21 protein-coding genes are annotated in these 24480 nt (G+C 66.5%); 7 read left to right on the forward strand and 14 right to left on the reverse strand.

Features of this window, described 5'->3' with window-relative positions:
• Positions 1–33: 33 nt before the first annotated feature.
• From EDF56_RS10665 to EDF56_RS10675, 3 genes are all read left to right on the forward strand, one after another.
• Positions 34–1680, forward strand: coding sequence for a long-chain fatty acid--CoA ligase (locus tag EDF56_RS10665; RefSeq protein ID WP_132387485.1), 1647 nt, complete (start codon positions 34–36; stop codon positions 1678–1680).
• Positions 1681–1775: 95 nt separating this feature from the next.
• On the forward strand, positions 1776–2171 hold the full coding sequence (locus EDF56_RS10670) for a MerR family DNA-binding transcriptional regulator (protein ID WP_132387487.1): 396 nt from the start codon (positions 1776–1778) through the stop codon (positions 2169–2171).
• A complete protein-coding gene (locus tag EDF56_RS10675) occupies positions 2164–3018 on the forward strand; it encodes an acyl-CoA thioesterase II (protein WP_132387101.1) in 855 nt (284 codons plus the stop codon). Before EDF56_RS10670 ends, EDF56_RS10675 begins: the two co-directional genes overlap by 8 nt.
• A 126-nt stretch (positions 3019–3144) precedes the next feature.
• On the opposite strand, the gene EDF56_RS10680 is transcribed toward EDF56_RS10675, so the two are convergent.
• Complete coding sequence (locus tag EDF56_RS10680) at positions 3145–4305, reverse strand: isovaleryl-CoA dehydrogenase (protein ID WP_132387103.1); 1161 nt, start codon at positions 4303–4305, stop codon at positions 3145–3147.
• 113 nt (positions 4306–4418) lie between these two features.
• Between EDF56_RS10680 and EDF56_RS10685 the strand changes: the two genes are divergently transcribed.
• The 3 genes from EDF56_RS10685 (at position 4419) to EDF56_RS10695 (ending at position 7102) form a co-directional block, all read left to right on the forward strand.
• Positions 4419–5318, forward strand: a complete 900-nt coding sequence (locus EDF56_RS10685; RefSeq protein WP_132387105.1) for a LysR family transcriptional regulator — start codon at positions 4419–4421, stop codon at positions 5316–5318.
• Between the two features lie 247 nt (positions 5319–5565).
• A complete protein-coding gene (locus tag EDF56_RS10690; protein ID WP_132387107.1) occupies positions 5566–6483 on the forward strand; it encodes a LysR family transcriptional regulator in 918 nt (305 codons plus the stop codon).
• A gap of 85 nt (positions 6484–6568) precedes the next feature.
• Positions 6569–7102 carry a phosphoribosyltransferase domain-containing protein gene (locus EDF56_RS10695; protein WP_132387109.1) on the forward strand — a complete coding sequence of 178 codons (534 nt, stop codon included), beginning with the start codon at positions 6569–6571 and terminating at the stop codon, positions 7100–7102.
• A 194-nt stretch (positions 7103–7296) separates the two neighbouring features.
• Here EDF56_RS10695 and EDF56_RS10700 read toward each other — a convergent pair whose 3' ends face one another.
• The 13 genes from EDF56_RS10700 to EDF56_RS10760 all read right to left on the reverse strand — a co-directional run bounded on the left by EDF56_RS10700 (position 7297) and on the right by EDF56_RS10760 (position 23625).
• Positions 7297–8313 carry an adenosine deaminase gene (locus EDF56_RS10700; RefSeq protein WP_132387111.1) on the reverse strand — a complete coding sequence of 339 codons (1017 nt, stop codon included), beginning with the start codon at positions 8311–8313 and terminating at the stop codon, positions 7297–7299.
• Positions 8310–9593 carry a guanine deaminase gene (gene guaD, locus EDF56_RS10705; protein ID WP_132387113.1) on the reverse strand — a complete coding sequence of 428 codons (1284 nt, stop codon included), beginning with the start codon at positions 9591–9593 and terminating at the stop codon, positions 8310–8312. The genes EDF56_RS10700 and guaD overlap by 4 nt, the downstream gene beginning before the upstream one ends.
• A complete protein-coding gene (locus tag EDF56_RS10710) occupies positions 9593–10957 on the reverse strand; it encodes an NCS2 family permease (RefSeq protein WP_132387114.1) in 1365 nt (454 codons plus the stop codon). Before EDF56_RS10710 ends, guaD begins: the two co-directional genes overlap by 1 nt.
• Positions 10958–11051: 94 nt before the next feature.
• Entirely contained in the window at positions 11052–14582 is a 3531-nt protein-coding gene (locus EDF56_RS10715; RefSeq protein WP_132387116.1) for an SdrD B-like domain-containing protein, read from the reverse strand.
• Positions 14583–14623: 41 nt separating this feature from the next.
• Positions 14624–15568, reverse strand: a complete 945-nt coding sequence (locus tag EDF56_RS10720) for a hypothetical protein (RefSeq protein ID WP_132387118.1) — start codon at positions 15566–15568, stop codon at positions 14624–14626.
• Between the two features lie 76 nt (positions 15569–15644).
• Positions 15645–16178, reverse strand: a complete 534-nt coding sequence (locus EDF56_RS10725; RefSeq protein ID WP_132387120.1) for a DUF4402 domain-containing protein — start codon at positions 16176–16178, stop codon at positions 15645–15647.
• Between the two features lie 120 nt (positions 16179–16298).
• The gene (locus EDF56_RS10730; RefSeq protein WP_132387122.1) at positions 16299–16796 is read right to left on the reverse strand and encodes a DUF4402 domain-containing protein; all 498 of its coding nucleotides are present in this window, start codon (positions 16794–16796) and stop codon (positions 16299–16301) included.
• Between the two features lie 189 nt (positions 16797–16985).
• Positions 16986–17576 carry a DUF4402 domain-containing protein gene (locus EDF56_RS10735; protein WP_165912170.1) on the reverse strand — a complete coding sequence of 197 codons (591 nt, stop codon included), beginning with the start codon at positions 17574–17576 and terminating at the stop codon, positions 16986–16988.
• A gap of 182 nt (positions 17577–17758) precedes the next feature.
• Positions 17759–18295, reverse strand: coding sequence for a DUF4402 domain-containing protein (locus EDF56_RS10740; protein ID WP_243652548.1), 537 nt, complete (start codon positions 18293–18295; stop codon positions 17759–17761).
• 115 nt (positions 18296–18410) lie between these two features.
• Positions 18411–18983: a Pycsar system effector family protein gene (locus tag EDF56_RS10745; RefSeq protein WP_132387128.1), complete on the reverse strand. Its 573-nt coding sequence runs from the start codon at positions 18981–18983 to the stop codon at positions 18411–18413.
• A gap of 70 nt (positions 18984–19053) precedes the next feature.
• Positions 19054–20328 (reverse strand): MFS transporter, encoded by a 1275-nt coding sequence (locus EDF56_RS10750; protein WP_132387130.1) that lies wholly within the window; start codon positions 20326–20328, stop codon positions 19054–19056.
• A gap of 1 nt (position 20329) precedes the next feature.
• On the reverse strand, positions 20330–21211 hold the full coding sequence (locus EDF56_RS10755) for an alpha/beta hydrolase (protein ID WP_132387132.1): 882 nt from the start codon (positions 21209–21211) through the stop codon (positions 20330–20332).
• 35 nt (positions 21212–21246) lie between these two features.
• Positions 21247–23625: a TonB-dependent receptor gene (locus EDF56_RS10760; RefSeq protein WP_132387134.1), complete on the reverse strand. Its 2379-nt coding sequence runs from the start codon at positions 23623–23625 to the stop codon at positions 21247–21249.
• A 130-nt stretch (positions 23626–23755) separates the two neighbouring features.
• Between EDF56_RS10760 and EDF56_RS10765 the strand changes: the two genes are divergently transcribed.
• The gene (locus tag EDF56_RS10765) at positions 23756–24391 is read left to right on the forward strand and encodes a TetR/AcrR family transcriptional regulator (RefSeq protein ID WP_132387489.1); all 636 of its coding nucleotides are present in this window, start codon (positions 23756–23758) and stop codon (positions 24389–24391) included.
• Positions 24392–24480 lie beyond the last annotated feature (89 nt).

Consider the following 24480-nt stretch of genomic DNA (forward strand, 5'->3'; position numbering starts at 1 on the left):
GAAACTCCCCTCTCCTCCCATGTCGCGGATGAAATGCCGCCGATCTCGCCGCGTTTACTTACCGATCTGCTGGACCACGCCGTGGAAGCCCACGGCGCCTGGCCGGCGATCGACTTCATGGGCCGCAAGTGGTCCTATGCCGAAGTCGGAGACCTCGCGCGGCGTGCCGCGCGGGGCCTTCAGGACCTTGGCGTCGTAAAGGGCACCCGCGTCGGCCTCTGCCTGCCGAACACGCCCTATTACGTCGTTTGCTATTTCGCGATCCTGCGCATCGGCGGCATCGTGGTGAACTTCAACCCGCTCTACACCGAGCGCGAGATGGCGCATCTGGTGAAGGATTCGGGCGCCGAGATCATCATCGCCTCCGACCTTGCGCTCTCGCTGCCCAAGATCGAGCCGCTGGTCGGCTCCACCAGCTGCGGCGGCGCGCTGAAGCGCGTGGTGGTCTGCCCGATCGCCGATGCCCTGCCCAAGCTGAAGGGCCGCGCCTATCGCCTGCTCAAGCGCAAGGACATCGCGCATGAGCCGCACGACTTGCGCTTCATTCGCTTTGCCGATCTGATCGCGCGCAATGCCGATCCCGAACCGGTCGAGCGTTCGCCTTCCGACCTTGCCGTGCTCCAGTACACCGGCGGCACCACCGGCGTGCCCAAGGGCGCGATGCTGACCCATGCGAACCTCGCCGCCAATTCGGCGCAGATGGTCGCCCACGTCGGCCACATGCCCGAACAGCAGGAGCGCACGCTGGGCGTGCTGCCGCTGTTCCATGTCTTCGCGCTGACGACGGTGCTCAACTACTCGGTCGACACTTCGGCCGAGATGATCCTGCTTCCGCGCTTCGAGATGAAGTCGTTCCTGGCCACTGCCAAGCGCACGCGGCCCACGCAGTTCTTCGGCGTGCCCACGCTCTATACCGCGCTCAACAACCAGGCGCTGCACGGCGAATTCGACGAAGTGCGCGTCTGCATCTCGGGCGGCGCGCCGCTGCCGCTGGAAGTGCGCCAGAAGTTCGAGCAGCGCACCGGCGTGCGCGTGGTCGAGGGCTACGGCCTGTCCGAAGCCTCTCCGATCATCGCCTGCAATCCGCTGGAAGGGCTGGTCAAGAACAACTCCTGCGGCCCGGCCTTCCCGGGCACCACGCTGGAAATCCGCGACCCCGACAATACCCACCGCCTGATGCCACAAGGCGAGCGCGGCGAAGTCTGCGCGCGCGGCCCGCAAATCATGACCGGATACTGGAACCGCCCCGAGGAATCGGAAAAGACCTTCATCTTCGGCGCCCTGCGCACCGGCGACATCGGCTATCTGGACGAGGACGGCTATCTGTTCCTGGTGGACCGCATCAAGGACATGATCCTGTGCGGCGGCTACAACGTCTATCCCCGCGTGATCGAGGATGCGCTTTATGAGCATCCGCTGGTGCACGAGGCGATCGTCATCGGCGTTCCCGATGCCTATCGCGGGCAGAGCCCCAAGGCCTTCGTGGCGCTCCATCCGGGCGACGTGCTGGACGAGGCAACGCTGATGGCGTTCCTCAAGGACAGGCTCAACAAGATCGAGATGCCCAGCGCCATCGAATTCCGCGACAGCCTGCCCAAGACGCTGGTCGGCAAGCTGTCCAAGAAGGAACTGGTCGAGGAAGAAGCCGCCAAGCGCGCCGCCGGGGGGCCGGCTGCGTGAACGGGGCGGGGGCAGCCATCGACGGAGACGGGCCGCAGGCGGAAGGTGGGCCGCAGGAAGGTGGACCGCAGGCGGAAGCGGGCCAGAACGCGGACATGGTCGGCATTCAGGAAGCCGCCACCCAGCTTGGCGTGACCATGCGGACCTTGCGCTTCTATGAAGACAAGGGCCTGATCGCGCCGACCCGCGTCGGCACCACGCGCATTTATTCCAAGCGCGAGATGGGCCGCATGCAACTGATCCTGCGCGGCAAGCGGCTGGGTTTCTCGATCCGCGAGATCAAGGAATTCCTCGACCTCTACGATGTCGATCCCGAGCATCAGGAGCAGGTGCGCCAGCTCCTTGCCCGCATTCGCGACCGGATCGACGAACTGCGCAAGCAGAGCATCGCCATCGAGCAGACCTTGCAGGAACTGCTCTCGATCGAACACCAGTCGCTCCTCTGGCTCAAGGGTACGCCGGGCAATCCGCTGGGCGGCGCCCATGACTGAGGGGCAAACCGCGGTAGCGGCGCTGCGCGATCTGCTGAGCGTCGAGGAAATCGACACCGGCATCTTCCGGGGCGCTGCCGTGGCCGAACAGCCGGGCCGCGTCTATGGCGGGCAAGTCGTCGCGCAGGCGCTGGCCGCTGCCGCAAGGGGAATCGATCCCGAACGGCAGGCCCATTCGCTCCACGCCTATTTCCTGCGCGCCGGCGATGCCGGGCGGCCGATCATCTACCGCGTCCTGCCCGATTTCGACGGCAACAGCTTTTCCAACCGCCGCGTCGTGGCCATGCAGGGCGGCAAGCCGATCCTGAACCTGGCCGCCTCATTCCACCGGCCCGAAGAGGGGCTGTCCCATGCCGTGCCGATGCCGGATGTGCCCGCGCCCGAACAGTGCCCCGACTTCCGCACCGCGCTTACCGCCGCCGGGCAAAAGCTGCCCGCTTTCCTGCTGGAGCGGCTCGCCGCATTCGATATCCGGCCTTGCCCTCCGGTACCGCAGGGCGGCCTGCCGCACCGCTGCCAGTGGTTCCGGTTGGCCGCGCCGCTGGGCGATGACGCCGTGATGCAGCGCGTCGTGCTGGCCTATGCCAGCGACTTCGCGCTGATCTCCACCGCGCTGATGCCGCACGGGATGGGCTTCTTCTCGCCCGGCGTGTCCGGCGCCAGCCTCGACCATGCGATCTGGTTCCACCAGACCCCGCCGATCGACGACTGGCTGCTCTATGCGATGGACAGCCCCTGGTCGGGCCACGCCCGCGGCTTCGCCCGCGGCGCGATCTACTCGCGCGACGGGACATTGGTGGCCAGCGTGGCGCAGGAAGGCCTGCTGCGGGTCAAGCCGCAGGACTAATACAGCGAACCCGTCGCCCCCGCGAAGGCAGGGGCCCCGCTTCCTTGCAAGGGGGGCTGGATGGAAACGAGGTCCCCACTTGCGCAGGGACGACGGGTAGCTCGCTCGGGGCAGGCCCCTATTACCTCAGGCCCCGATTAACTCTCGCCCGATCAACATGCGGCGGATCTCGTTGGTCCCCGCGCCGATATCGAGCAGCTTGGCATCGCGCAGATAGCGCTCGACCGGCCAGTCCTTGGTATAGCCCGCACCGCCCAGCGCTTGCACCGCCTCGCCCGAGACGCGGAAGGCGTTCTCGCTGGCGAGCAGGATCGCGCCCGCCGCGTCGAAACGCGTGGTCTGCCCGGCATCGCAAGCGCGGGCCACGGCATAGACATAAGCCCGCGCCGATTGCAGCGCGACGTACATGTCCGCCACTTTCGCCTGCATCAGCTGGAACGTGCCGATGGCGGTGCCGAACTGCCGGCGCTCGCGCACATAGGGGATCACGGTGTCGAGACAGGCCTGCATGATGCCGATCTGAAGCCCCGCCAGCACCACGCGCTCGTAATCAAGGCCGCTCATCAGCACTTTCACGCCGCCGTTCAACGGGCCCATCACGTTCTCTGTGGGCACGAAGCAATCGTCGAACACCAGCTCGCAGGTGGGCGAGCCGCGCATGCCCATCTTGTCGATCTTCTGGCCGATGGAGAAACCGGGCATGTCCTTCTCGATCAGAAAGGCGGTGATGCCCTTCGATCCGGCCTCGGCATCGGTCTTGGCGTAGACCACCAGCACTTCGGCATACGTGCCGTTGGTGATCCAGAACTTGGTGCCGTTGAGGCGGAAACCGCCCTCCACGGCATCGGCACGCAGCTTCATGCTGACGACATCCGACCCGGCGCCGACTTCGGACATGGCCAGACTGCCGACATGCTCGCCCGAGATCAGCTTGGGCAGATACTTCGCCTTCTGCGCGTCATTGCCCCAACGGCGGATCTGATTGACGCAGAGGTTCGAATGCGCGCCGTAGGACAGGCCGACCGAGGCCGAAGCCCGGCTGACTTCCTCCACCGCGATCACATGTTCCAGATAGCCGAGCCCGGTGCCGCCCCACTCTTCCTCGACCGTCAGCCCGTGCAGGCCCAGTTCGCCCATGGCAGGCCAGAGTTCGCGCGGAAACCAGTCCTCGGCGTCCACTTTGGCGGCCAGCGGCGCGATCTGTTCGTCAGCGAAGCGGGCAACGCTTTCGCGGATCATATCGGCGCTTTCGCCCAGTGCGAAATCGAAGTCGGGGGTGGCCTTCATCTCGTCTTCCCAAAAATTCCACGGCGCGTCGGTGCGGCCTTTGCGCGCAAATTACCGGAAGGACCTGATGCAAACAAATTGAAACTTACAGGCACATTGAATAGATTTTACCAATGATAAAGCGCGCCCATATCCGGCACTTTCTGGCCGTCGCCGATTCCGGCAGCTTCAAGCAGGCCGCCGCACGGCTGCACGTCACCCAGCCCACCGTCTCCACCAGCATCGCCGAACTGGAGCGTCTGGTCGGATCCCCGCTCTTCGTGCGCGACCGTCGCCACGTGCGCCTGACCGAACCGGGCGGCGCCTTCCTGCCCATTGCCCGCGACCTTGAAGCCGGTTTCCGCCGTGCCGACCAGTTTGCCAAATCCTCGCAATACGCAGAGCAGCCCTGGCCCGACCTGAAGCTGGGCGTGATCCCCACCGTCTCCGGCCCGATGCTGCAATCGATCGCCTCGGAACTGGCGCGGGACTACGGCGTGGAACTGGTCGAGGGCGACGACCACGAATTGCGCGGCCAACTCGCCAGTGGGAAAATCCAGCTCGCCCTCACCCTGCTGGGCCAGACGGAGAGCGGCCCGGAAATCGTGCCGCTGCTCGAAGAGCCTTATGTGATGGTGATGGCCGGAAACCATCCGCTGGCCGAAACCGCCGAAGTCGCCGCCGAGGAACTTGCCAGCGAGATCATGATCGCCCGCCGCTCTTGCGAGGCCCTCCAGCGCACCAGCCGCTTCTTCACCGATGCGGGCGTGCGCCCCCGCTTCGCGCTGCGCAGCGAGAACGAGGACCGCTGCTTGCGCATGGTCGCGGCGGGGCTTGGCATCACGGTGGCGCCGCGCTCGCTGGCCCCGGAAGGGACAGCGACGGCCGAAGTGAGGAATTTCGGCCTGACACGGCGCCTGGGTTTCATCTGCGCGCCGTTCCATCCCGGCAACGCGGACGAAGCGAAAAGGCTGACAACGATCCTGGAGACGATCGTCATCGGCCATCACTCCCGGCAGGAAATCACCAATTAAATCCGAGCCATGTTCCCGCCCCCGCAATGGGGCGCCTTCCCCAGTCCGGGTGTTGGGAAACCCTTGTGGAAATTGCGCCCCCGATCCAACAGCCCACCAGTCCGCCCTCCCGAAAGCGCGAAAATCCGCGCATTTTCGGGAGGGCGTCCGTGCCGCTCCTGTTGCTTCCCATTGCGTAAGGGCTTGACTCACTGCCAGCAAACGCAATGATTTCCACGCAGCGTTGCAAAAATTAGAGCGGGTCCCAATGCCGGCATTTTCGCGGTTTCTCCGATATTTCATGGCGGTCGGCCGGCTCGGCTCGATCCGCAAGGCGGCGGACGAGCTGAACGTCTCCGCCTCGGCCATCGACCGGCAGATCCTCAATGTGGAGGCCGAACTCGGCCTGCCGCTGTTCGAACGCCTGCCCACCGGGCTCCGGCTGACGGCGGCGGGCGAGATGATGATGGCATCGGGCGGCCAGTGGCAGCACGACATGGCCAGCCTGCGCGCCCGGATCGAGGATTTGCGCGGGCTCAAGCGCGGGCATGTCGACATCGCGGTGATCGACGCACTGGCCAAGGGCTACGTCCCGGACATGATCCACGCGGTCCAGCAGCGCTATCCCGGCATCACCGTGGGCGTCAGAGTGCTGGGCAACGACAAGGTCCGCCGCGCCATCGCCGAGGGCGAGGTGGACTTCGGCATCCTGTTCGAGCCGCATTCCTACCGCGACCTCACGGTGCGCGCTTTCGTCGAAGTGGTGCCCGGCTTCCTGACGCCGCCGGGGCATCCGCTGGGCGAGAAGGCAGAGGCCCGCTTTTCGGTCTGCGCGGGCGAACCACTGATCGCGCCGGCCGAGCCGCTGGCGGTGTGCCAGCAGCTTGCCGTGCTGGAAGGCGCCACCGGCGTCACGCCCGACCGCAAGGTCACCAGCGACAATATCCAGATCATCACCTCGCTGGTCATGCGCGGGGCGGGTCTGGGTGTGCTCACCTCGCTCGATGTCGCCACCGAGGTACGGCGCGGGCTGCTGCAATTCACCCGCATTTCCGACCCCTTGCTGCGGCCGATGACGCTGGCGCTGTGCACCGCCACCGCGCGCACGCCGTCGCATGCGGCCGCGCTGGTACTGGGCGAGATCGAGAACGGTTTCGCCGATCTGGGCTACGCCGCCGCCAAATAGGGTGCTCGATTGCCCCCGATTGCCCATCGCGCGCGAACCCGATAGTCGGCATAACCAATTCTCTTTTCCGCCAGGATCGAAAGTCATGTCCGACCCCAACGAGCCCCAGCTCCACTTCCTCGAATATTACGAGGACTTCCTCGCCAAGGTCCGCCTGCTGGCGCGCAACGTGCGGGAGGGCGACTGGAAGCCCGACTTCGTAATCGGCGTCGGTCGCGGCGGGCTGGTTCCGGCGGTCTATCTTTCGCACCAGCTTGACCTGCCGATGCTTTCGATCGACCATTCGGCCAAAGTGCCGGGCTTTGCCGACGAACTGCTCGCCAAAGTCGCGGCGATGAGCGCGGCGGGCACGCGCCTGTTGTTCATCGACGACATCAACGATTCCGGCGGCACCATCGAGTACATTCGCGGCCTGCTCGCCAGCAATGGCAGCATGCCGGACAACTTGCGCTTCGCGGTCCTCATCAACAACCAGCGCTCCAAGGTCGAGGTGGACCTGTGGGTCGACGTGATCGACCGCGCCGAGGACAAGCGCTGGTTCGTGTTCCCGTGGGAATCCGTGGGCACGCGCGATTCGATCATGGAAGAGGCGCGCTCGGTTCCCGATCGGCTGGCCTGAGGGATAGCCCGAGTTCCGGATACAAAACCCCGTCGGCCCCGCGCAGGCGGAGACCCCGCTTTTCTTGGCGGGCGGGGGTGAAAAGGAAGCGGGGCCCCCGCCTTCGCGGGGCGACGGGGTGTGTTTTGCAAGCTTGGTGCTTGGCCCGCATGCCAAAGGTCCGGCCCGTCGCCGACAATGCGCTCCGGTGAAATTCAGCCCTGCGCCGCCATATAGGCATCGATCCGGTCGAGATGCGCCGCCACGTCCTCAGCCGGCAGGAACGAGCCGGTGAAGCTGTTGCGCGCCAATGTCGCCAACGCCTCCCGGTCCAGTCCGCGCGCTGTGGCGACGGCGCGGTAATTGTCCGCCACATAACCGCCGAAATAGGCCGGATCGTCCGAATTGATCGTGGCCTTCAGGCCATGCGCCAGCATCGCATCGATAGGATGATCCGCCAGATCCTCCACCACGCAGAGCTTGTGGTTGGACAGGGGGCAGACCGTCAGCGTCATCTCCTCCCGCACCAGCCGGGCGATCAGCGCCGGATCTTCCAGCGCGCGGTTGCCGTGGTCGATGCGATGGACGCCCAGCAGGTCGAGCGCCTGATGGACATATTCCGGCGGGCCCTCCTCGCCCGCGTGCGCGGTGATCCTGAGGCCCTTTTCCCGCGCCGCGGCAAAGACGCGGGCGAACTTTTCCGGCGGGTGCCCCACTTCGGAAGAGTCGAGCCCCACTGCCGCGATCCGGTCCAGCCACGGCTCCGCCTCGGCCAGCGTCGCGAAGGCCGCCGCTTCCGGCAAGTGGCGCAGGAACGAGAGGATCAGGCTGCTCGTCATGCCGAACTGCGCCTCTGCCGCGGCCATGGCGGAGAGCAGGCCCTCGATCACTTCGGCAATGGGCACCCCGCGATCGGTGTGGGTCTGCGGATCGAACATGATCTCCGCATGGACCACCCCGTCCGCCGCCGCGCGCGCGAAGTAGGCCATGGCCAGATCGTGGAAATCCTGCCGCGTCAGCAGCACTGCGGCCCCGGCGTAATAGATGTCGAGGAAGTCCTGAAGATTCGTGAAATCGTAGGCTGCCCGCACCTCTTCCACGCTGGCGAAGGGGATCGACACGCCGTTGCGCGCGGCCAGCGCGAACATCAGTTCGGGCTCAAGACTGCCCTCGATGTGGAGGTGCAATTCGGCCTTGGGCAGGCCGGCGATGAAAGTGTCGAGGTCGGTCATGGCGTGTCCCGGTTCCAGGCGCATTGGCCCAGCAAATAAGTGCGCGCGACGGCGCGGTCGTCGCCCAGCACCTGCAATGCGAAAAGCCGCGTCGCAAGGTCCGCGCCTTGCGTGCGCCGCGCCAGCAGCGGTGTCGCCTGCGGATCGAGCACCACGAAATCGGCCTCCTGCCCCACTTCGAGGCTGCCCACGCGATCATCGATGTGCAGCAAGACCGCGCTGCCCGCCGTCGCCAGCCACAGCGCGCGGAACGGATCGAGCGCCATGCCCTTCATCAGCGCGGCCTGATAGGCGATCCCCTGTGTATGCAGCAGCGAAAAGGTCGTGCCCGCGCCCACATCGGTACCTAGGCCCAGCCGCACCCCATGCCGGTCCGCCTGCCCAAAATCGAAGAAGCCGGACCCGAGAAACAGGTTGGACGCGGGGCAGACGGCAATGCCCGCTCCGCTCTCGTGCAATCGCTGACAGGCCCGGTCCGGCAAGTGGACGCCATGCGCGAAGACCGACCGGCCGGTGACAAGCCCGAAACGGTCGTAGGCGTCGAGATAGTCCGCCGCCTCGGTAAACCGCGCCGCCACTTCAGCGCACTCGCGCAGGTTTTCGGCGAGGTGGGTGTGCATCAACACCTCGGGATGCTCGGCCAGCAGCGCCCCGGCGTCCGCCAGTTGCGCGTCAGTCGAAGCCAGTGCGAAACGCGGCGTCACCGCGTAGCCCAGCCGCCCGCGACCGCGCCAGCGGTGGATCAGCGCCTCGCTGGCCGCGCGGCCCGAGGCGAGCGTGTCGTTCAGCCCCTCCGGCCCAAGGTCCATCAACACTTTACCCGAGATCACCCGCATGTTCCGTTCGAGCGCGGCTTCGAACAGGGCATCGACCGATTGCTCGTGCACGGTGGGATAGACCAGCGCGCTGGTGGTGCCGTTCTTCAGCAGCTCGTCGAGGAAGAAGGCCGCCACGGCATCGGCATGGGCCTTGCTGGCGAAGGCCTTTTCGGCGGGAAAGATGTGCCGTTCCAGCCAGTCCAGCAACTGCTCCCCGTGCGAGGCGATGCGGTCGGTCTGCGGATAGTGGATGTGGGAATCGACGAAGCCGGGCACGACGAGGCCGGGCAGCATCTCCACCGGGACATCGGCATGGCGCCCGGCCAGTTCGGCATAGACGCCGCGCGCGATGACCACCCCGTCTTCCACCACCAGCAGCCCGTCGGCCTCATGACGGACGGCTTCGGGATCGCTGCGCGGGTCTCGGGAAACGGACAGGAATTCGCCGCGGAAGGCCCGCATCAGGTGGCCCCCATCCAGACGAAGCGGGCCACGAACAGCACTGCCAGCAGTAGCAGGAACCAGTCCTTCTTCTCGACCGTCCCGCGCACGATCTTCAGCGCGGCATGGGCGGTGATGCCGAAAGCGAGGCCATTTGCGATGGAGAAGGTGAACGGGATCATCGCCACCGTCAGGAAAGCGGGGAGCGCCGCCAGCGGGTCTTCCCACTTCACTTCGGTCAGCGGCAGCAGCATCAGACCGCCGACGATGATGAGCGCCGGAGCGGTCGCCGCCAGCGGGATCAACTGCGCATAGGGCGCCACGAACATGGTCGCCAGGAACAGCAGGCCGGTGACGACGGCGGTCAGGCCGGTGCGCCCGCCCGCCTGCACGCCCGCCGCGCTCTCGACATAGCTGGTGACAGTGCTGGTGCCCGCCAGCGAGCCGACGATAGTGGCCGTGGCATCGGTGATGAGGATGCGGTTGAGGCGCGGAATGCGGCCCTCGCTGTCCATCAGCCCGGCGCGCTTGGTGACGGCGACCAGCGTGCCGATATTGTCGAACAGGTCCACGAACAGGAACACGAAGAGGATTTCCATCAGGCCCAGCCCGTGGCTGCCGCCCAGCCCGAACACGCCTGCAAGGTCCAGCTTGAACGCCGTGCCGGTCAGCGCGGCGAGCGAATAGGGCTCGGGCGAGACCGAGACCATACCGAAGAGCCAGGCGACCACGGTCGTCGCCAGAATGCCGATCAGCATGGCCCCGCGCACGTTCCACACGCTGAGCGCGCCGATCAGCAGGAGGCCGAACATCGCCAGCGCCGCGCCGGGGGCCCTGAGATCGCCCAGCGCCACGAACGTTGCCGGATTGGCCACGACGATCCCGGCGTCCTTGAAGCCGATAAAGCCGATGAACAGGCCGATCCCGCCCGCCACCGCCGCGAACAGGTATTGCGGGATCGAGGCGACGATCAACTGGCGCACCCCAGTCAAGGTCAGCACGAGGAAGGCGACGCCCGAGACGAACACGCAGCCCAGCGCGACCTGCCAGGGCACGCCCATCTGCTGCACCACGGTAAAGCTGAAATAGGCATTGAGCCCCATGCCGGGCGCCAGCGCCAGCGGAGTATTGGCCACGAAGCCCATCAGGATCGACGCGAAAGCCGCCGCAAAGCACGTGGCGGCCGCGACCGAGGCCACCGGCATTCCCGCCGTGCCAAGGATCGCCGGATTGACCAGCACGATATAGGCCATGGTCAGGAACGTGGTCACGCCGGCCAGCACTTCGGTACGGGCAGTGGTGCCGCGCTCGCGCAGCGTGAACCAGCGTTCCAGCGGGCCCCGTGGTCCGTCGGGCGTTTCTATCGTCGTAGTGCTCTCGCTCACGCGTCTGCCCCTTGCGGCGGCCCGGTTGTCGCTGCCGGCCGCATTCGTCCCGGACGGTACAACGGAAACAGCAGTGAGGGCAAAAATCAAAGCGCTATTGCTGCACCACGAAAACATCGTGCGACAGGGTGCTGCCTTTCGCTCCCACGTCGAGCGCAATCGCATCGCGCAAGGCGATCTTCAGCCGCGCCGCCTGCTGCGGATCGATGGCCACCGTGTAATGGCCGGGATGGACCTGCTCGAACAGATAGAACCCGTCTGCCTCGGTACGCGCGGTGGCGACCGTCTCGCCCGAGTCATCGCGCAAGGTGAGTTGCAGGCCCGAAACCCCACGCGAACGGCCTGCGCCCTCGAAATAGGCGGAGCCCTCGATCTCGCTCATCGCCACTACCGCGAAGTCGGTGCGGTGGATGCGCCCCGGCCGCGGCACCAGCTCGATGCCCCGCGTCACCGGGGCCAGCGCGATATCGGGCAGCGACGTGGGATCGACCTGTACGCTGGCCCGCGTTCCGGCAGGCAGGCCGGTCAGCAGCACCACGCCGTCCTTGTCGGTCTCGCCCGTGCCGGTGCCCGAACCGAAGGCGACTTCGGGCAGCACCTTGTCGCCCGCGTCATACCGGCCGTCGCCGTTGAGGTCCTCATAGGCACGCAAGGCCACCGCGCCGGACAGCGCATGCCCCGGCGGCGCCACGTAGACCCGGTCGGTCACCGGATCGCGCCCGAAGCCGAAGCCCAGCCGCAGCGCCAGCGAATGGACCTTGTTGCGCAGGCCATAAGTGCCGTCGAACGCCAGCGTGAAGCGGCGGAAGCGGCGCTCTGCGGAAAGCCCGAACTGCGTATCGCTGCGATGAAAGGTCTGCGCTACCGAAGCCCGCACGAGCGTGCGATCGTCCAGCGAACGGTCCACTTCCAGCGACGCCGCCTCCAGGCGCGGATCGGGCAACACGGTATAGCTGGTGGAGGCGCGGACTTGCGTGTGCGATCCGTTGAGTGTGGATAGATCGAAAGTGCCGATCAACTGGTTGCTGGCGCCGCCGCCCACGTCTTTGCCGGGCTGATAGCGCGAATATTCCAGCGTATTGGAGGCCAGCACCCCCGCCACCCGCATCGATCCGCGCAGAGAGGCCGTGGTCTGCACTTCGCCAGAGGCATATTCGATCCGCCGCGCCCGCGCATAGAGCGGGATCGACAGCCCGCCCTCGCCCAACGGCCGCAGCGTGGCATTGGCGTCGAGTTCGGTCACGCGGCGCAGCGGCTGCCCGTCGAACACCCGCACTTCGTCGAGGAAATCGCCGCGATATTCGGCGTGGGTCAGCGTGAAGGACGCGCCCAGCAGCCGCCCGCCCAACCCCGCTTCGATAGCACGCCCGACCTTGCCGCTGCCGCCCAGCGGCGTCGCCCCGTTCTGCATGGCGAAATCGAGCTTGGCCGCCAGCCCGCCCAGCCCCGTACGCAGGCCCGCACTGCCCAGCCAGCGGTCGCCGAAGTCGCTGTCGAACCAGCCGCCGCTAACCATCGCCGTCACACCCGAAGTCACGCCATAGGCCAGCTGCGCGCTCGCCCGCCAGCGGCCGTAATCGAGCCCCGGAATGAAGCGCGGCGCGGTGACGCCCAGCAAGTTCTCGTCCTTCTGCGCCGCGCCCACGGTGTAGACGACCTGCCCTTTCGACAGCCGCCCATCGCCCACCGAGATCCGCCGCACTTCCTCGCTGCGCTGCCCCTGCGGCCCGTAGAACACGAGGCGGAACAGGTTGAGCCCGTAATCGACCGGGACTTGCAGGAACTGGTATTGCCCGTTGACCGCCAGCCGCGTCGATCCCACCAGCACACCGTTGCGGTAAAGCTCCACTTCGTAGCCATCGGGAAGCTGGCCGCGCAGGTCGATCCTGTCGAACACCGATGCCGCCTCCACCGGGGCGTTGGTCACCGTGCCGCCGCGCCCCGCTACGCCGCGCAGGCCGATGGGCAGCGAGGCGGTCGCCACATCGCCCATCGCGAACAACGTGGCATGGAGCGGGCCCAGCAGATCGGCATCGGGATCGGTGCGGCCCAGTTCGATATGCGCCGCCGTCAGCCCATCGCGCGTGGAATGGGTGAGGAAGACCTGCGCGCTCATCCAGGCCAGATCGCCCGCCAGCCGCAAGTCGGTCTCCACCCGCTCGCCCAGCGTCGTGTCGGAAACCGCGCGCGTCTCCACATCGGCCATCGGCACCGAGATCGGCAGCCACGGCGTATCCTCTCGCGGGAAACGGCGTTCGGCGTTGGCGGAGGAGGCCTGCTCATTGCCCAGCCGCTCGCGCTCGGCCTCGCGGGCGAGGCGCTGTTCGAAGGGGAACGGTTCGTTCGTCTTGATCGTGATCGACTGGTCGCGCAGGTCCGGCGTGATCGTCAGCGGCAGCAGATCGCCGATACGCTCGGCGCGAACGTAAAGTTCACCGTCGAAGGCCACGGCATCGCCCTTCGGCAGCGAGACGGCCCTGCCGCCTGCCTCGGCCGTGCCTTCGCGCAAGTTGATCGTCAGCCGCCGATTTTCGGAGAGGAACCAGCCGCTGGCGTAATTGCCCTCGTCCCCGACCGAGATCGCCAGATCGAGCGTCCGCGCCAGCGCCCCCAGCGGCAGGTAGAGCCCGCCCCGCGTGCCATAGGCGATCACGGTATCGTCGCCGCCGCTGGTGCCGGTGGCGGTGGCGACTTTCACCGCAAGGATCACCTCGTCGTCGTACGTGATGACGGGCGTGACGTTGGCGGGGAAGGTCTGCGTGGCATTGGCCGGCGCGAGGTTCGCCGTGTCCTTCGCGGCGCCTTGCGGGCCTCCGAGGCCGAAACTGGGTGCAGGCAGCGCGCGCGCGGCGGCGAGAGCTTGGGGCGGGGAAGTGCTTGGCGCAGCCTCGTGGGCGGGCGGACTTTCAACCGGATGCACGGCCGCCTGCTGCATCGCTCCGGGCACTTCGGTCACGTAGGCCGCTGGCACCAGATGCTCAGGATGTGGCAGCAATGCCGGTTGCCGATCGCTCCCGGAAACCTCCTTGGACGGTGCCAGCGCAATCAGCGGTACCGGAGCGGGCAAATCGAGCGCCGTTACCGACGGCTCGGAGACCGATGGCGACGCCAGCCCAACAGGTCCCTCGGACGGTACGAGTGGGTGCGCTGCATTAAGCGGTGCAGCGTCCGCCACTCGGGCTGCGAATGCAGCAGGTCCCGGCGCGTCTTGACGAGCCTCCGCCGCCGTCAGTGCCTGCCCGTTTGCGTCGGTTTCAGTTGCGGCGGCGGACTGGTCCGTCTCGGATGGCTGCGAAACCTGTGGCAACGCCAACCGCAAGGGCGCGGCGCGGACTTCGGCGGGCACCATTGCTATGGAGGCGGTGGAAGCCCGCAAAGCCGCCCTCACCAGCACCGGTCGCGGGGCGGCAATCGGCGAGGCGAAGGGCTCCGCTGCCCGCACCGTCAGCCCCGGCAGTTCGAGCGCAGCGAAGCCCGGGCGTGGAACCGAGCGCTGCGCCAGCGCGTGATGTGGCGCGGGCGGTGCGTCCTCCCCAGCCGCCGCAACGGCCACCGCAGCACGGTCCCCGCGCGCCAGCAGCGAGGCGCCGGCAAGGAACGGTACGAGCCTGGCCGCCCTCGGCAACCCGCCCCGTCCTGCTTCCCGGCCGTCCCCCCGGCCTTGACTCACGGCACGGTGATATCCCGGCTCGCCAGCACTTTGCCGGGATCGACGTCGTCATCGGTGTAAGTGACGGTCAGTTTCGCACCGCTAGCGAGCAGGCGCGGATCGGCGGCGGGGTCGAGCGGGACAGTCACTTGCCGCGCGTCGATCTCGGTATAGACGCCCAGCCCCCTGAGCACCGCCAGCGGCGCCTTCGCACCCGGCGCGGTCACGGCGATATCGCCGAAGGCGGAGCGCGTGCCGGAGCGGGTGATGGTCAGTTGCAGGCCCCTGCCGCCACCCGGCAGCGGCACGAGATGCGCGTTCTCAATCCCCGCCGTCAGCGTGGTCTGGCCGACGCGGACGATCACCGGGATCGAGATGCCGAAGCGGGGCACGATGCGCACGCCGATCGAATTGAGCTTTTGACCGCCCGCCGCCTGCTCGATCGAATAGGAACTATCTTCCGGCGGCACCGCGACGGCGGAAAAGTGCGAGCGATACTCGCCCGGCGGCGTATCGGGCGCGACGCGGGCCATGATGCGGATCGTCTGCGCCTCGCTGCCGCCCAGCACCACGCGGCGCGGCGACCAGCGCAGCATCGCGGCGGCGCCATGGACTTTGGCGCGCTCGACGGGGTCGGTGACGGTCTCGATATCGAGCAGGCGGCCGTCGCTCGTCATCATCTTGTCGGCAATGGCGATGTCGTACTCGCCGCGCTCGATGCTGCGGTTGTAGAGCCCGACCGACGCAATGCGCGCGCGGTCGTCGATTACCACGCGCTTGGGATAGAGGTTGATATCGCCCATGCCGCCCACAGCGCCTTCGGGCACCAGTGTAGAGGCTTGAGGTGGAGGGGCTTTAAGCGGTTTGTCCTGCGCCATGGCGGCGCTCGCAACGCAAAGCGTCGCCAAACCGCCGACGCGCAACAGGCGCGCGCCGCTCCCCAGTACCGATGCGACGCGCAAAACTGCGACCCCCGAATGCCCCTAGTAATTCTACCCATGCAACTGCGTGGAATCAGGTGCAATCATACTTAGGTCTTTAAAGATAGTAGACAGTCAGCGTGAAAGTGCCCGAATAGTTACCCGGCGCCTGATTGGCCGAGACATTGAGCGTCCCGCCGACATTGAGCGTGTCCTGCCCCAAAGCGCCCAGTACGCCGATGCCGAACGTGCCGGCGTCCGACGTAAAGTCGCTCACCTGCATTGTCGCCGCGCCCGATGAAATCGTCGTGGTGCCCGGCAGAGTGACGAGGAACAGCCGATAGGCGGATCCGTTGAGCTGGAAGCTGGCCGCACCGCGGCCGCCACTGCTCTGCGCCAGCGAAAGGTTGCTCGCCATGCCGCCAGTGCCGGTGACGGCACCGGTGGTGCTGACGGTTTCGGTTCCCGCCGTGGTCGGCCGCGTGAAGGCGCCGAAGCGCAAGTAGGCCAGCGGCACGATCTGCGCGGGCGCCACCACTTCGGCAGTGGCCGACCCCTTGGCCTCGGCCGCCAGCGCTGCCCCCGGAGCCAGCGTGCAAAGCACGGCTCCGAGCAGGGCAAGATTGGCCCGGTTCTGTCTCCTGCCGGTCATCCTCGTCCTTTGCAGCTGCTGACGGAAAGGTATGTCGGCCCCGATCCCCCTCGGGGCCGACACGGACGAGCCTTCGGATGGCGGCCCGCGCCGCCTCCGGAGGGCCCACCCCCAACGGGATCAGTTGTAGGTGACGGTCGCGTCGTAGCTGCCGGTGTAGCTGCCGGCGACGGCGGTCGACGGAACGGTCAGCGTGCCGCCAACCGTGAAGCTGGCCGCGCCCGAACTGCTGAGCGTGCCGCTGGTGGCCGATGCAAGGGTGGTGAAGCTCAGAGTGTTCGAGCCGCTGGCAACGGTGCTGCCGGTGGTCGAGATCGTGAAGGCGCGGCTGGCATCGCCGCCGACCGTGAAGGAATCGGCGGTGTTGGTCGAACCGGCGACAAGAACGACGCCGCCGGTCTTCGAACCGGCACCGGCCGAAGAGACGATCACGGTGCCGCCCGTGCCGGCGGTGAACGAACCGAAGGCCAGCGCCGAACCCGAAGCGTGGGTCAGCGTGATCGGCGCGACAACAGTGGCGGTGGCAGTACCCTGCGCGGTAGCCGCCAGTGCCGAACCGGTAAGAAGCGGCGAAGCGGCGGCAACCGCCAGAGCGGAAACGAGAGCAAGCTTCTTCATGATAAGTACCTCCTGAATAGTCCGGACAAAGCGGAGAGCCCGGACCACACGAGGCGACCCCCGTCTCGTGTCGACTAGGGGCTTATGCTGAGGATTCTTACTGAAAAATAATCAATATTGCCGTTTCACACCAAAGTACTAGGCGCTTCATACGGTTGTCGGAGAAATCTTCCCCAAAATGGCATGTAATCAACCGTAGACAACAATGACCGGTACTTGCGCGCGGTAGTGCGAGGCTTCGGTGCCCGGCGGGATGCGCAGTTCGCCCCCGATCTCGAAACCGTCGCCGCCGGCTTCGTCGAGCACGCCTTGCGCGCCGGCCTGCGGACGGCTGTCGGTCCGCACGGTCAGGCCGGTGACCGGCAATGTCGGCATTTCGGCGGCGGTATCCGCCGCGTGGGCCAGGACCGATTCCGGCACGACGACACGGTAGGCGCGGCCGGGCTGGCCCTCAACCCGCAGGCGCGCAGCGTGAGGTGCGGCGCATTCGGCCTCGGCAGCGGGGCAGGCGGAATGGGCGGCTCCGGCATAGCGCGCCTCGCCGCCGCCGGGCAGGACCATCAGGCTGCCACCCTGCGCACCGACATCGCCAACCGATCCGAAGTCGAGATCCGAAAGCGCGCGGACCGAGAGCGGATCGACCACCGTAGCACTCGCCACGCCAGCCGCATGCGTGCCCCCCTCGGCTACGCCATCCGCAGCCAGCGCCGGTGCGCCCTCGACAAGCGCTCCGGCGGCGAGCAGTCCGGCAGCGACGGGAAGGACAGGCGATCGGGACACGGCATTCTCTCGCAGCGCGGCGCACGGGCCGCATCCGGGTCGTCGGGCCCTGCGTATGGCAAACGGACGGACGGCAAGCCGGTTCCGCGCCCGATGCGTGGCGGGCCCTTCGCCTTCATTTTAGGAAGAAAATCGCAAGACCGGCCGTGCGCGCGGCTAGGGAAATTCCCGTGACCTTTGCTTCAGTCGATGCCGACAACGGTGGCATCGATCGGCAACGGCATCGCCAGCGTGCCGCCGCCATAGCGCCGCGTCAGGTCGATCCGCGCGCCGACCCGGAAGCTGCGCGAGCAGATGCGCTGGGCGCAGCTTTCGAACGTGATACGCATCACTTGCCCCGGCACGACCGTGCCATATCCGGGCAAGTCCGTCTCGAAAGCGGAAAGCTTACCCGTGACGCCGCCGCTGGCCACCGTTCCCGGTGCGGAGAGCACGACCTCCACCGTGATATCGAGCGGCTGGCGGTTCTCGTTCCCGCGATCGTAGGCCACCGTGAACTGAGCCGGCCGCGTGCTGCCGCCGGATACGGGCATGACGCCGCTGTCAGTCACCATGCCGCTTGCCGAGATGCGCCGACTGCCGCTGTCGACCACCACCATCTTGCCGAAATCGAGCCGGACATCGGCAGTAACCGTGGTACGCGCGGGATCCGCCAAGGCCGGAACCGCAATAACGGCGATAGAGAGGGCAGCGGGCAGCAACGGCGCCCGGCGGAGCACGCGCAAGTTTCCCGTTCGATTAATAGAACCGCAGCTGTCCATCCCGCCGCCGAGCTTATACCGCCCCTCCCGCGCAGGCCAGCCCCGCCGAAGGGGCGCACGAAGCTGTCCCCTTTCAGGTCAGCCGCAGAAAAGCCGCAAAGGCCTGCCGGTTCTCGATCAGGAAGGCGATCATCGCCAGCACCAGCCCGGCGCGCAGGCACTGGAAGGCCAGCCCGAGGAACCGGTATTTCTGCCGCTGAAGCACGGTGCCGTTCTGGTGGATATCGCGCAGCATGGTGGTCAGCACGGCCTCATCGGTCGCGGCGCGGTCGAGCATGCGCTGGACGAACACTTCCTGATCCAGCGCAGTGAACACGCCGAAGAACAGCAGGTTGTCCAGCCGCTCATCCTCAAGCTTTGGCGCCCGGGTGCGCGGCATCACCGCGCCCATCGCCAACAGCGCGGACACGAAAGCGAAGCAGACGAGGATCAGCAGCGAATAGCGATAATGCCCGGCATCGAATTCGCGCATGGACAGCGTGAAGACCAGAAAGGTCGTGCCCATCAGGATATTGGCCTTCTGGTCCGCCATCTGGCTGAGCGCCATGTGGTTGGTCATGGCGGTGCGCACCATGTGGATCGAATGGACCGAGACCGTGCGCGGCACGCTCTCCGCAATGGCCAGATCGTGCGTCAGATCGTTCATGAGCAGCCCCCTGCCGGCCGCCGCCGCCCCCGGGCCGCGACGTTCACGAAGGTGGCAGCATATCAGGCAATCAGCCCTCGCGCACCCATTCCCGGCGCAGCGCCGGTCCGGCAAGTGCCATCAGCAGCGCCGCCAGCAGGTAGAGCGTGAGCCCGATCAACATCGAATAGCGCAGCGCCTCCGCGCCCCAGACCGGGGTCAGCGCCTTGGACAGTGCGCCCAGCGCATAGATGCCGCCGCCAAGGCCGATCAGGTTGTTGATGAGCAGGAACAGCGCCGAGGCGGTCGCCCGCGCGGGCGGCTCGACAAGGTGCTGCACCGCACTCGTCACCGGGCCCAGCCAGACATAGGCGAGCGCCTGCGGCAACAGGAACAGCACGAAGGCGGTGGGCACGCTGTGCGTCCAGATCCCGCCCGCATAGAGCGGCACGGCCAGCACATAGGCCATGGCCGGAACCCAGCCGTAGAACGCCCGGTCGGCGCGGCCCAGCCGGTCCGCCAGTCGCCCGCCTGCCAGCACGCCCACGGTCCCGCCCAGCAGCAAGACCGCGCCGAGGAACCACGAAGTCTGCACCAGATCGAGCCCGAAGCTGCGCTGGAGCAGGCTGGGCATCCAGAACATCACGCCGTAGCCCAGCATCGAACTGGACGCCGCGCCGAACGAGAGCAGCCAGAACGCCTTCTTGCGCATCAAGGTGGCGGCCACTTCGGCAAAGCGCACGGTGGGCGGGGCAACCGCCGGTTTGGGCTTGTCGCGCACGATCATGCGGAACGGCACCGCCGCCAGCAGGCCGGACAGGCCGACAACCACGAAAGCTGTGCGCCAGTCCACCCGCGCGGCGACATAGCCGCCCGCCAGAACGCCCGTCGCCGCGCCGATGGGAATGCCCAGCGAATAGATCGACAGGGCAAAGGCCCGCTTCTCGCTTGGAAAATGGTCGCCGATCACCGCGTAGGACGGGGCGACGCCGCCCGCCTCCCCCACACCGACGCCCAGCCGTGCCGCGAACAAGTGCCAGAACCCCTGCGCTGCGCCGCAGAGCGCGGTGAACAGGCTCCAGACCAGCAGCGATCCGGTGATCACCCAGGACCGGCTGGTGCGGTCCGCCAGCCATGCCAGCGGCACGCCCAGCGTCGAATAGAGGATCGCGAAGGCCAGCCCGCCCAGCATGCCCATCTGCGCATCGTCCAGCCCCAGATCCTTCTGGATTGGTGCGGCCAGTATGGCGAGGATCTGGCGGTCCACGAAGTTGAACACATAGACCAGCAGCAGCATCGCCAGCACCAGATTGGGCGAGGCGGATGGGCTTGATGAAACCTTCGGCAAGGAGGCAGAGGCGCTCATGTCAGTCCAGATATTCCTTGCAGAATGAGAGGATCGCCGCGAGCGCGGACACCTCGTCGAGAATCGGGGCATGGCCGACGCGCGGCACCTCGACATGGCTGTAGGGCCCGGAATGGCGCTGCGCCATCTCGCGCACGGTCTCGCGGCTGAGCAGGTCGGACAGTTCGCCGCGCACCACCAGCACCGGGGCGGCGTCCAACGCATCCCACAGCGGCCAGAGATCCACCGGCACGGTCTGCGGCGCATCGCCCGCCATGCTTTGGGCGATGGCGGGGTCGTAATCGAGCGAGACGGTGCCGTCTGCATTCTCACGGCAGGTGCGGCGGGCGAAGGCCAGCCATTCGGCCTTGCCGTAGTCTGGAAAGGCCACGGCATTGACCGCCCGGCAACGCGCCGCCGCCGCCGTCCACGAGGCCATCGGCTCCGACGGCCCGACGTAGCCCTGAATCCGCGCAAGCCCCGCCGGATCGAGCACCGGGCCGATGTCGTTGAACACGAACCCGGTGGCAAGGCCGGGCCGCACGGCATTCATCACCATGGCCATGAGCCCGCCCATCGAGGTGCCGACAAGGCAGGCGCGTTCGATCTCCAGCCCGTCGAGCAGGGCGAACATGTCCTGCGCATAGACATCGGGCCGGTAATTCGCAGGCTCCGGGTCCCACTGCGAAAGCCCGCGCCCGCGCTGATCGGGCACGATCAGCCGGTAAGTGTCGGAAAGGTGCGCCGCGAGTGGCTCGAAATCGGCACTGTTCCGGGTGAGCCCGTGCATCAGCAGCAGCACGGGCGCGGGTCCGGTCCGCGTGTAGTCACGGGCCGGGTAATCGCGGGCGACAAGATCCAGCCGCCCGCAGGCGCTGCGATAGCGGTGGAGGCTGTAGTCCATCTCTTGCGAAATCCTCTTGTACCGGAAAGGGGTTCCTAGAATTTGACCGTGCCGGTTACGAAGACCTGACGCGGGTTGCCGTAGAACCCAGTCAGTGTGCCTTGCGTACCCAGCGTCGGGATCGGGTTTCCGGCGGCATTGAGGTTCACCGCCCCGGTCAGCGCATCCTGGCTGATGTAGCTGTAGCCCGAGGTGATGTACTCCTTGTCGAGGATGTTCTTGCCATAGACGCCCAGCGTCCAGCGGCCGCCCGGCGCCGAATAGACAAGGCTGGCATCCCACAGCGCATAGCCCTTCTGGTCAAGATAGGGGTTGGGGAACTCGAACTGGTGGACCTTCGAACGGTAGGACACCGTGGTCTGAAACAGCAGGTCGCCGGAACCGACGGGGGTATCGTAGCTGAGCGTGCCGCTGGCGGTCCACTTGGGGGTATTCTGGATATTGCGGTACTTGGCGACGTCCACCGTCTGGCCGGCGATCAGCGTTTCGTACTTGCGGAACTTGGCATCGATATAGCCCATCGAGCCGGACAGGCTCAGCCGGTCGCCCGAAGTCACGAGGTTATGGGCAAGCTGCGCGGTGCTCTCCAGTTCGAGGCCCTGCAAACGCGCCTTGCCCGCATTGGACACGACGCCGCAGAAGGTGGGCACGCCGCTAACGGTGCAGGCCACCGATCCGGGGATCTGGATGTCCTTGTAATCCATCCGGAACGCCGCAGCCGCCACATAGAGCGCGCCGCCGAAGAGGTTGCCCTTGTAGCCGAGTTCGTAGCTGTTCACGGTTTCCGGCTTGAAGCTCAGGTAATCGGCGATCTCGGCATCGCTGGGGATGCCGTTGGCATTGCTGGTCGGCGCGTTCTTGCCAACGCCGCGCGGGTCGAAGCCGCCGCCCTTGAAGCCCTGGCTGTAGCTTGCATAGATGTTGTTATCGCGGTTCGGCTTGAACGAGAGCGAGGCGCGCGGGGTGAACTTCTTGTAGACCGCGCTGCCGGAGAAATTGGTGTCGGTGGAGAACAGCACGCCCGGATTGCCGAAGCGCGCGCCGCCGCCCCGGAAGTAGGTCTGCTTGACGATATCCGCCTCGCGCTTGTCCCAGGTATAGCGGCCGCCCACCGAGAGGCTGAGCTGGTCGGTGAAGTTGTAGGTCACGTCGCCGAAGACTGCCCAGGTCTTGGTGTCGACATCGGCCTCGGTATGTCCGGTCAGCATCGGCAGCAGCGCGGGCAGCGTGGTGTAAGTGCGCGAATCGAAGTAGGTGTCGGCGCTGGCGTTCAGCCAGTAAAAGCCGACCAGCGCCTGAAGCGGGCCCTTGTCGTAGGCGAGCTGGAATTCCTGGCTGAGTTGCTCGTTATCGTAGAAAGCCGGCACGTCCAGATCGACCGTGGGGCTGGCGTCGAAGTCGATCGGGGTGGCCGAATGGTCCTTGCGCCAGGCGCTGATCGATTTGAACGTCAGCGCGTCCGACAGGTCCACCTTGATGTTCATGGCAAGGCCCCATGCCTCGATATCCTGCTTGGGATCGTCGATGGCACCGGCGCTGTCGAACACGTCGGGCAGGATCTCGCTGCCCGGCGCCGAACCGGCGATCAGGCGGTGCCCGCCGCGCGGATTGCTGCGGTCGCGCGTATAGTCGCCGGTGATGCGGATCAGCACCGGCTGGCCGCTACCACCCATCTCCAGCGTGCCGCGCGCGCCCCAGATGTCCTTGTCGTAATTGTCCTTGCCGGTGGTGATATTCTCGCCAAAACCGTCGCGGGTCAGCCGCGCCACCGAACCGCCGACACGGACGATATCGTTGATCGGCGCGGAAGCGGTGACCACGCCGTCAAGCTGGTTGTAGGTGCCATAAGTGGCACGGGCCTTGAAGGCGAACTCGTCCGGCAGGGACTTGGTGACATACTTGACCGCGCCGCCGATGGTGTTGCGCCCATAGAGAGTACCCTGCGGACCGCGGAGCACTTCGATGCGATCGACGTCGTAGATATCGAGCACGGCGGCCTGAGGACGGTTGAGATAGACGTCGTCCAGATAGATGCCGACGCCCTGTTCGAAGCCCGAAACCGGGTCCTGCTGGCCAACGCCGCGGATGAAGGCGGAAAGCGTGGAGTTGGTGCCTCTTGAGGGCTCCAATGTCACGTTAGGTACCGTCTGGGCCAGATCGGTGATGTCGGCCGCGCCCGAGCGTTCGAGCTGCGCGCCGCTGAAGCTGGTGACGGCGATCGGCACATCGACAAGGCGCTCCTCGCGGCGGCGGGCAGTGACGATGATCTCGCCCTCGCCCACGTCCGAGGATGCCGCCGGGGCCGCATCCTGCGCCAGTGCCGGGGTTGCGCCGAAGCCCGCCAGAACCGTTGCCAATGTCAGAAAACCGGTAGTCGCACGGCCACGCAGGCCGCCCCTCTGCGCCTTTTGCATCACTAGTCGCTCCCAATGAATCTTATCGTTGGAGAGGACCATATTGATAGTTGAACCATGTTTCAACATTGAACATTTGCCAAGGGGCGGTTGCGGGTCTAGCTGTGTCCCTGTGAGCACAGATGCCCCCCTGCCCCCGGCCGACATCGCACCGGAAGAGCGGCTCGCCTCGGCCAAGACCCCACGCACCGAGCGCGGCCGGAAAACCTTGCGCAAACTGCTCGACGCAGCGGCGGTGGAGTTCGGAGAGCGCGGGTTTCACGAAGCCTCGATCACGGGCATCACCCAGCGCGCAGGCACGGCACTGGGCAGTTTCTATACCTACTTCGATTCGAAGGATGAGATCTTCCGCGCGCTGGTGGACGACCTCAGCGGCAAAGTCCGGCAGGCCGCGCGCGAGGCGCTGCGCGAGCCGCTGCCCGCGCTGGAAACCGAACGGGCCGCGCTCACCGCGTTCCTCCAGTTCGCCCGCGATCACAAGGAAATCTATCGCATCATCGACGAGTGCGAATTCGTCGATCCAGCCAGTTTCCGCATCCACTACGAATCCACTGCAAGGCGCATTACCGAACGTCTGGGCGAAGGCGTCCGCAAGGGCGAACTGCGCGAGGGCTTGGGGGAAGCGCATGCCTGGGCGATCATGGGCATGAACGTGTTCCTGGGCCTGCGCTACACCGTCTGGTCCGACGAAATGCAGCCCGAAGACGTTGCCGAACTTGCCAATTCGATCCTGCGCAAGGGCATCGCGGCTCCGGAAAGCAGCTAACCGACTAACACAGCATGTTAACACTTTGGCCGGTAAGTAGTCTCACAACGAGACGCCATTAGTTAACACTCTGGCAACTTCCGCGATTC

The sequence above is a fragment of the Novosphingobium sp. PhB165 genome, from assembly GCF_004341845.1.
Classification (GTDB): domain Bacteria; phylum Pseudomonadota; class Alphaproteobacteria; order Sphingomonadales; family Sphingomonadaceae; genus Novosphingobium.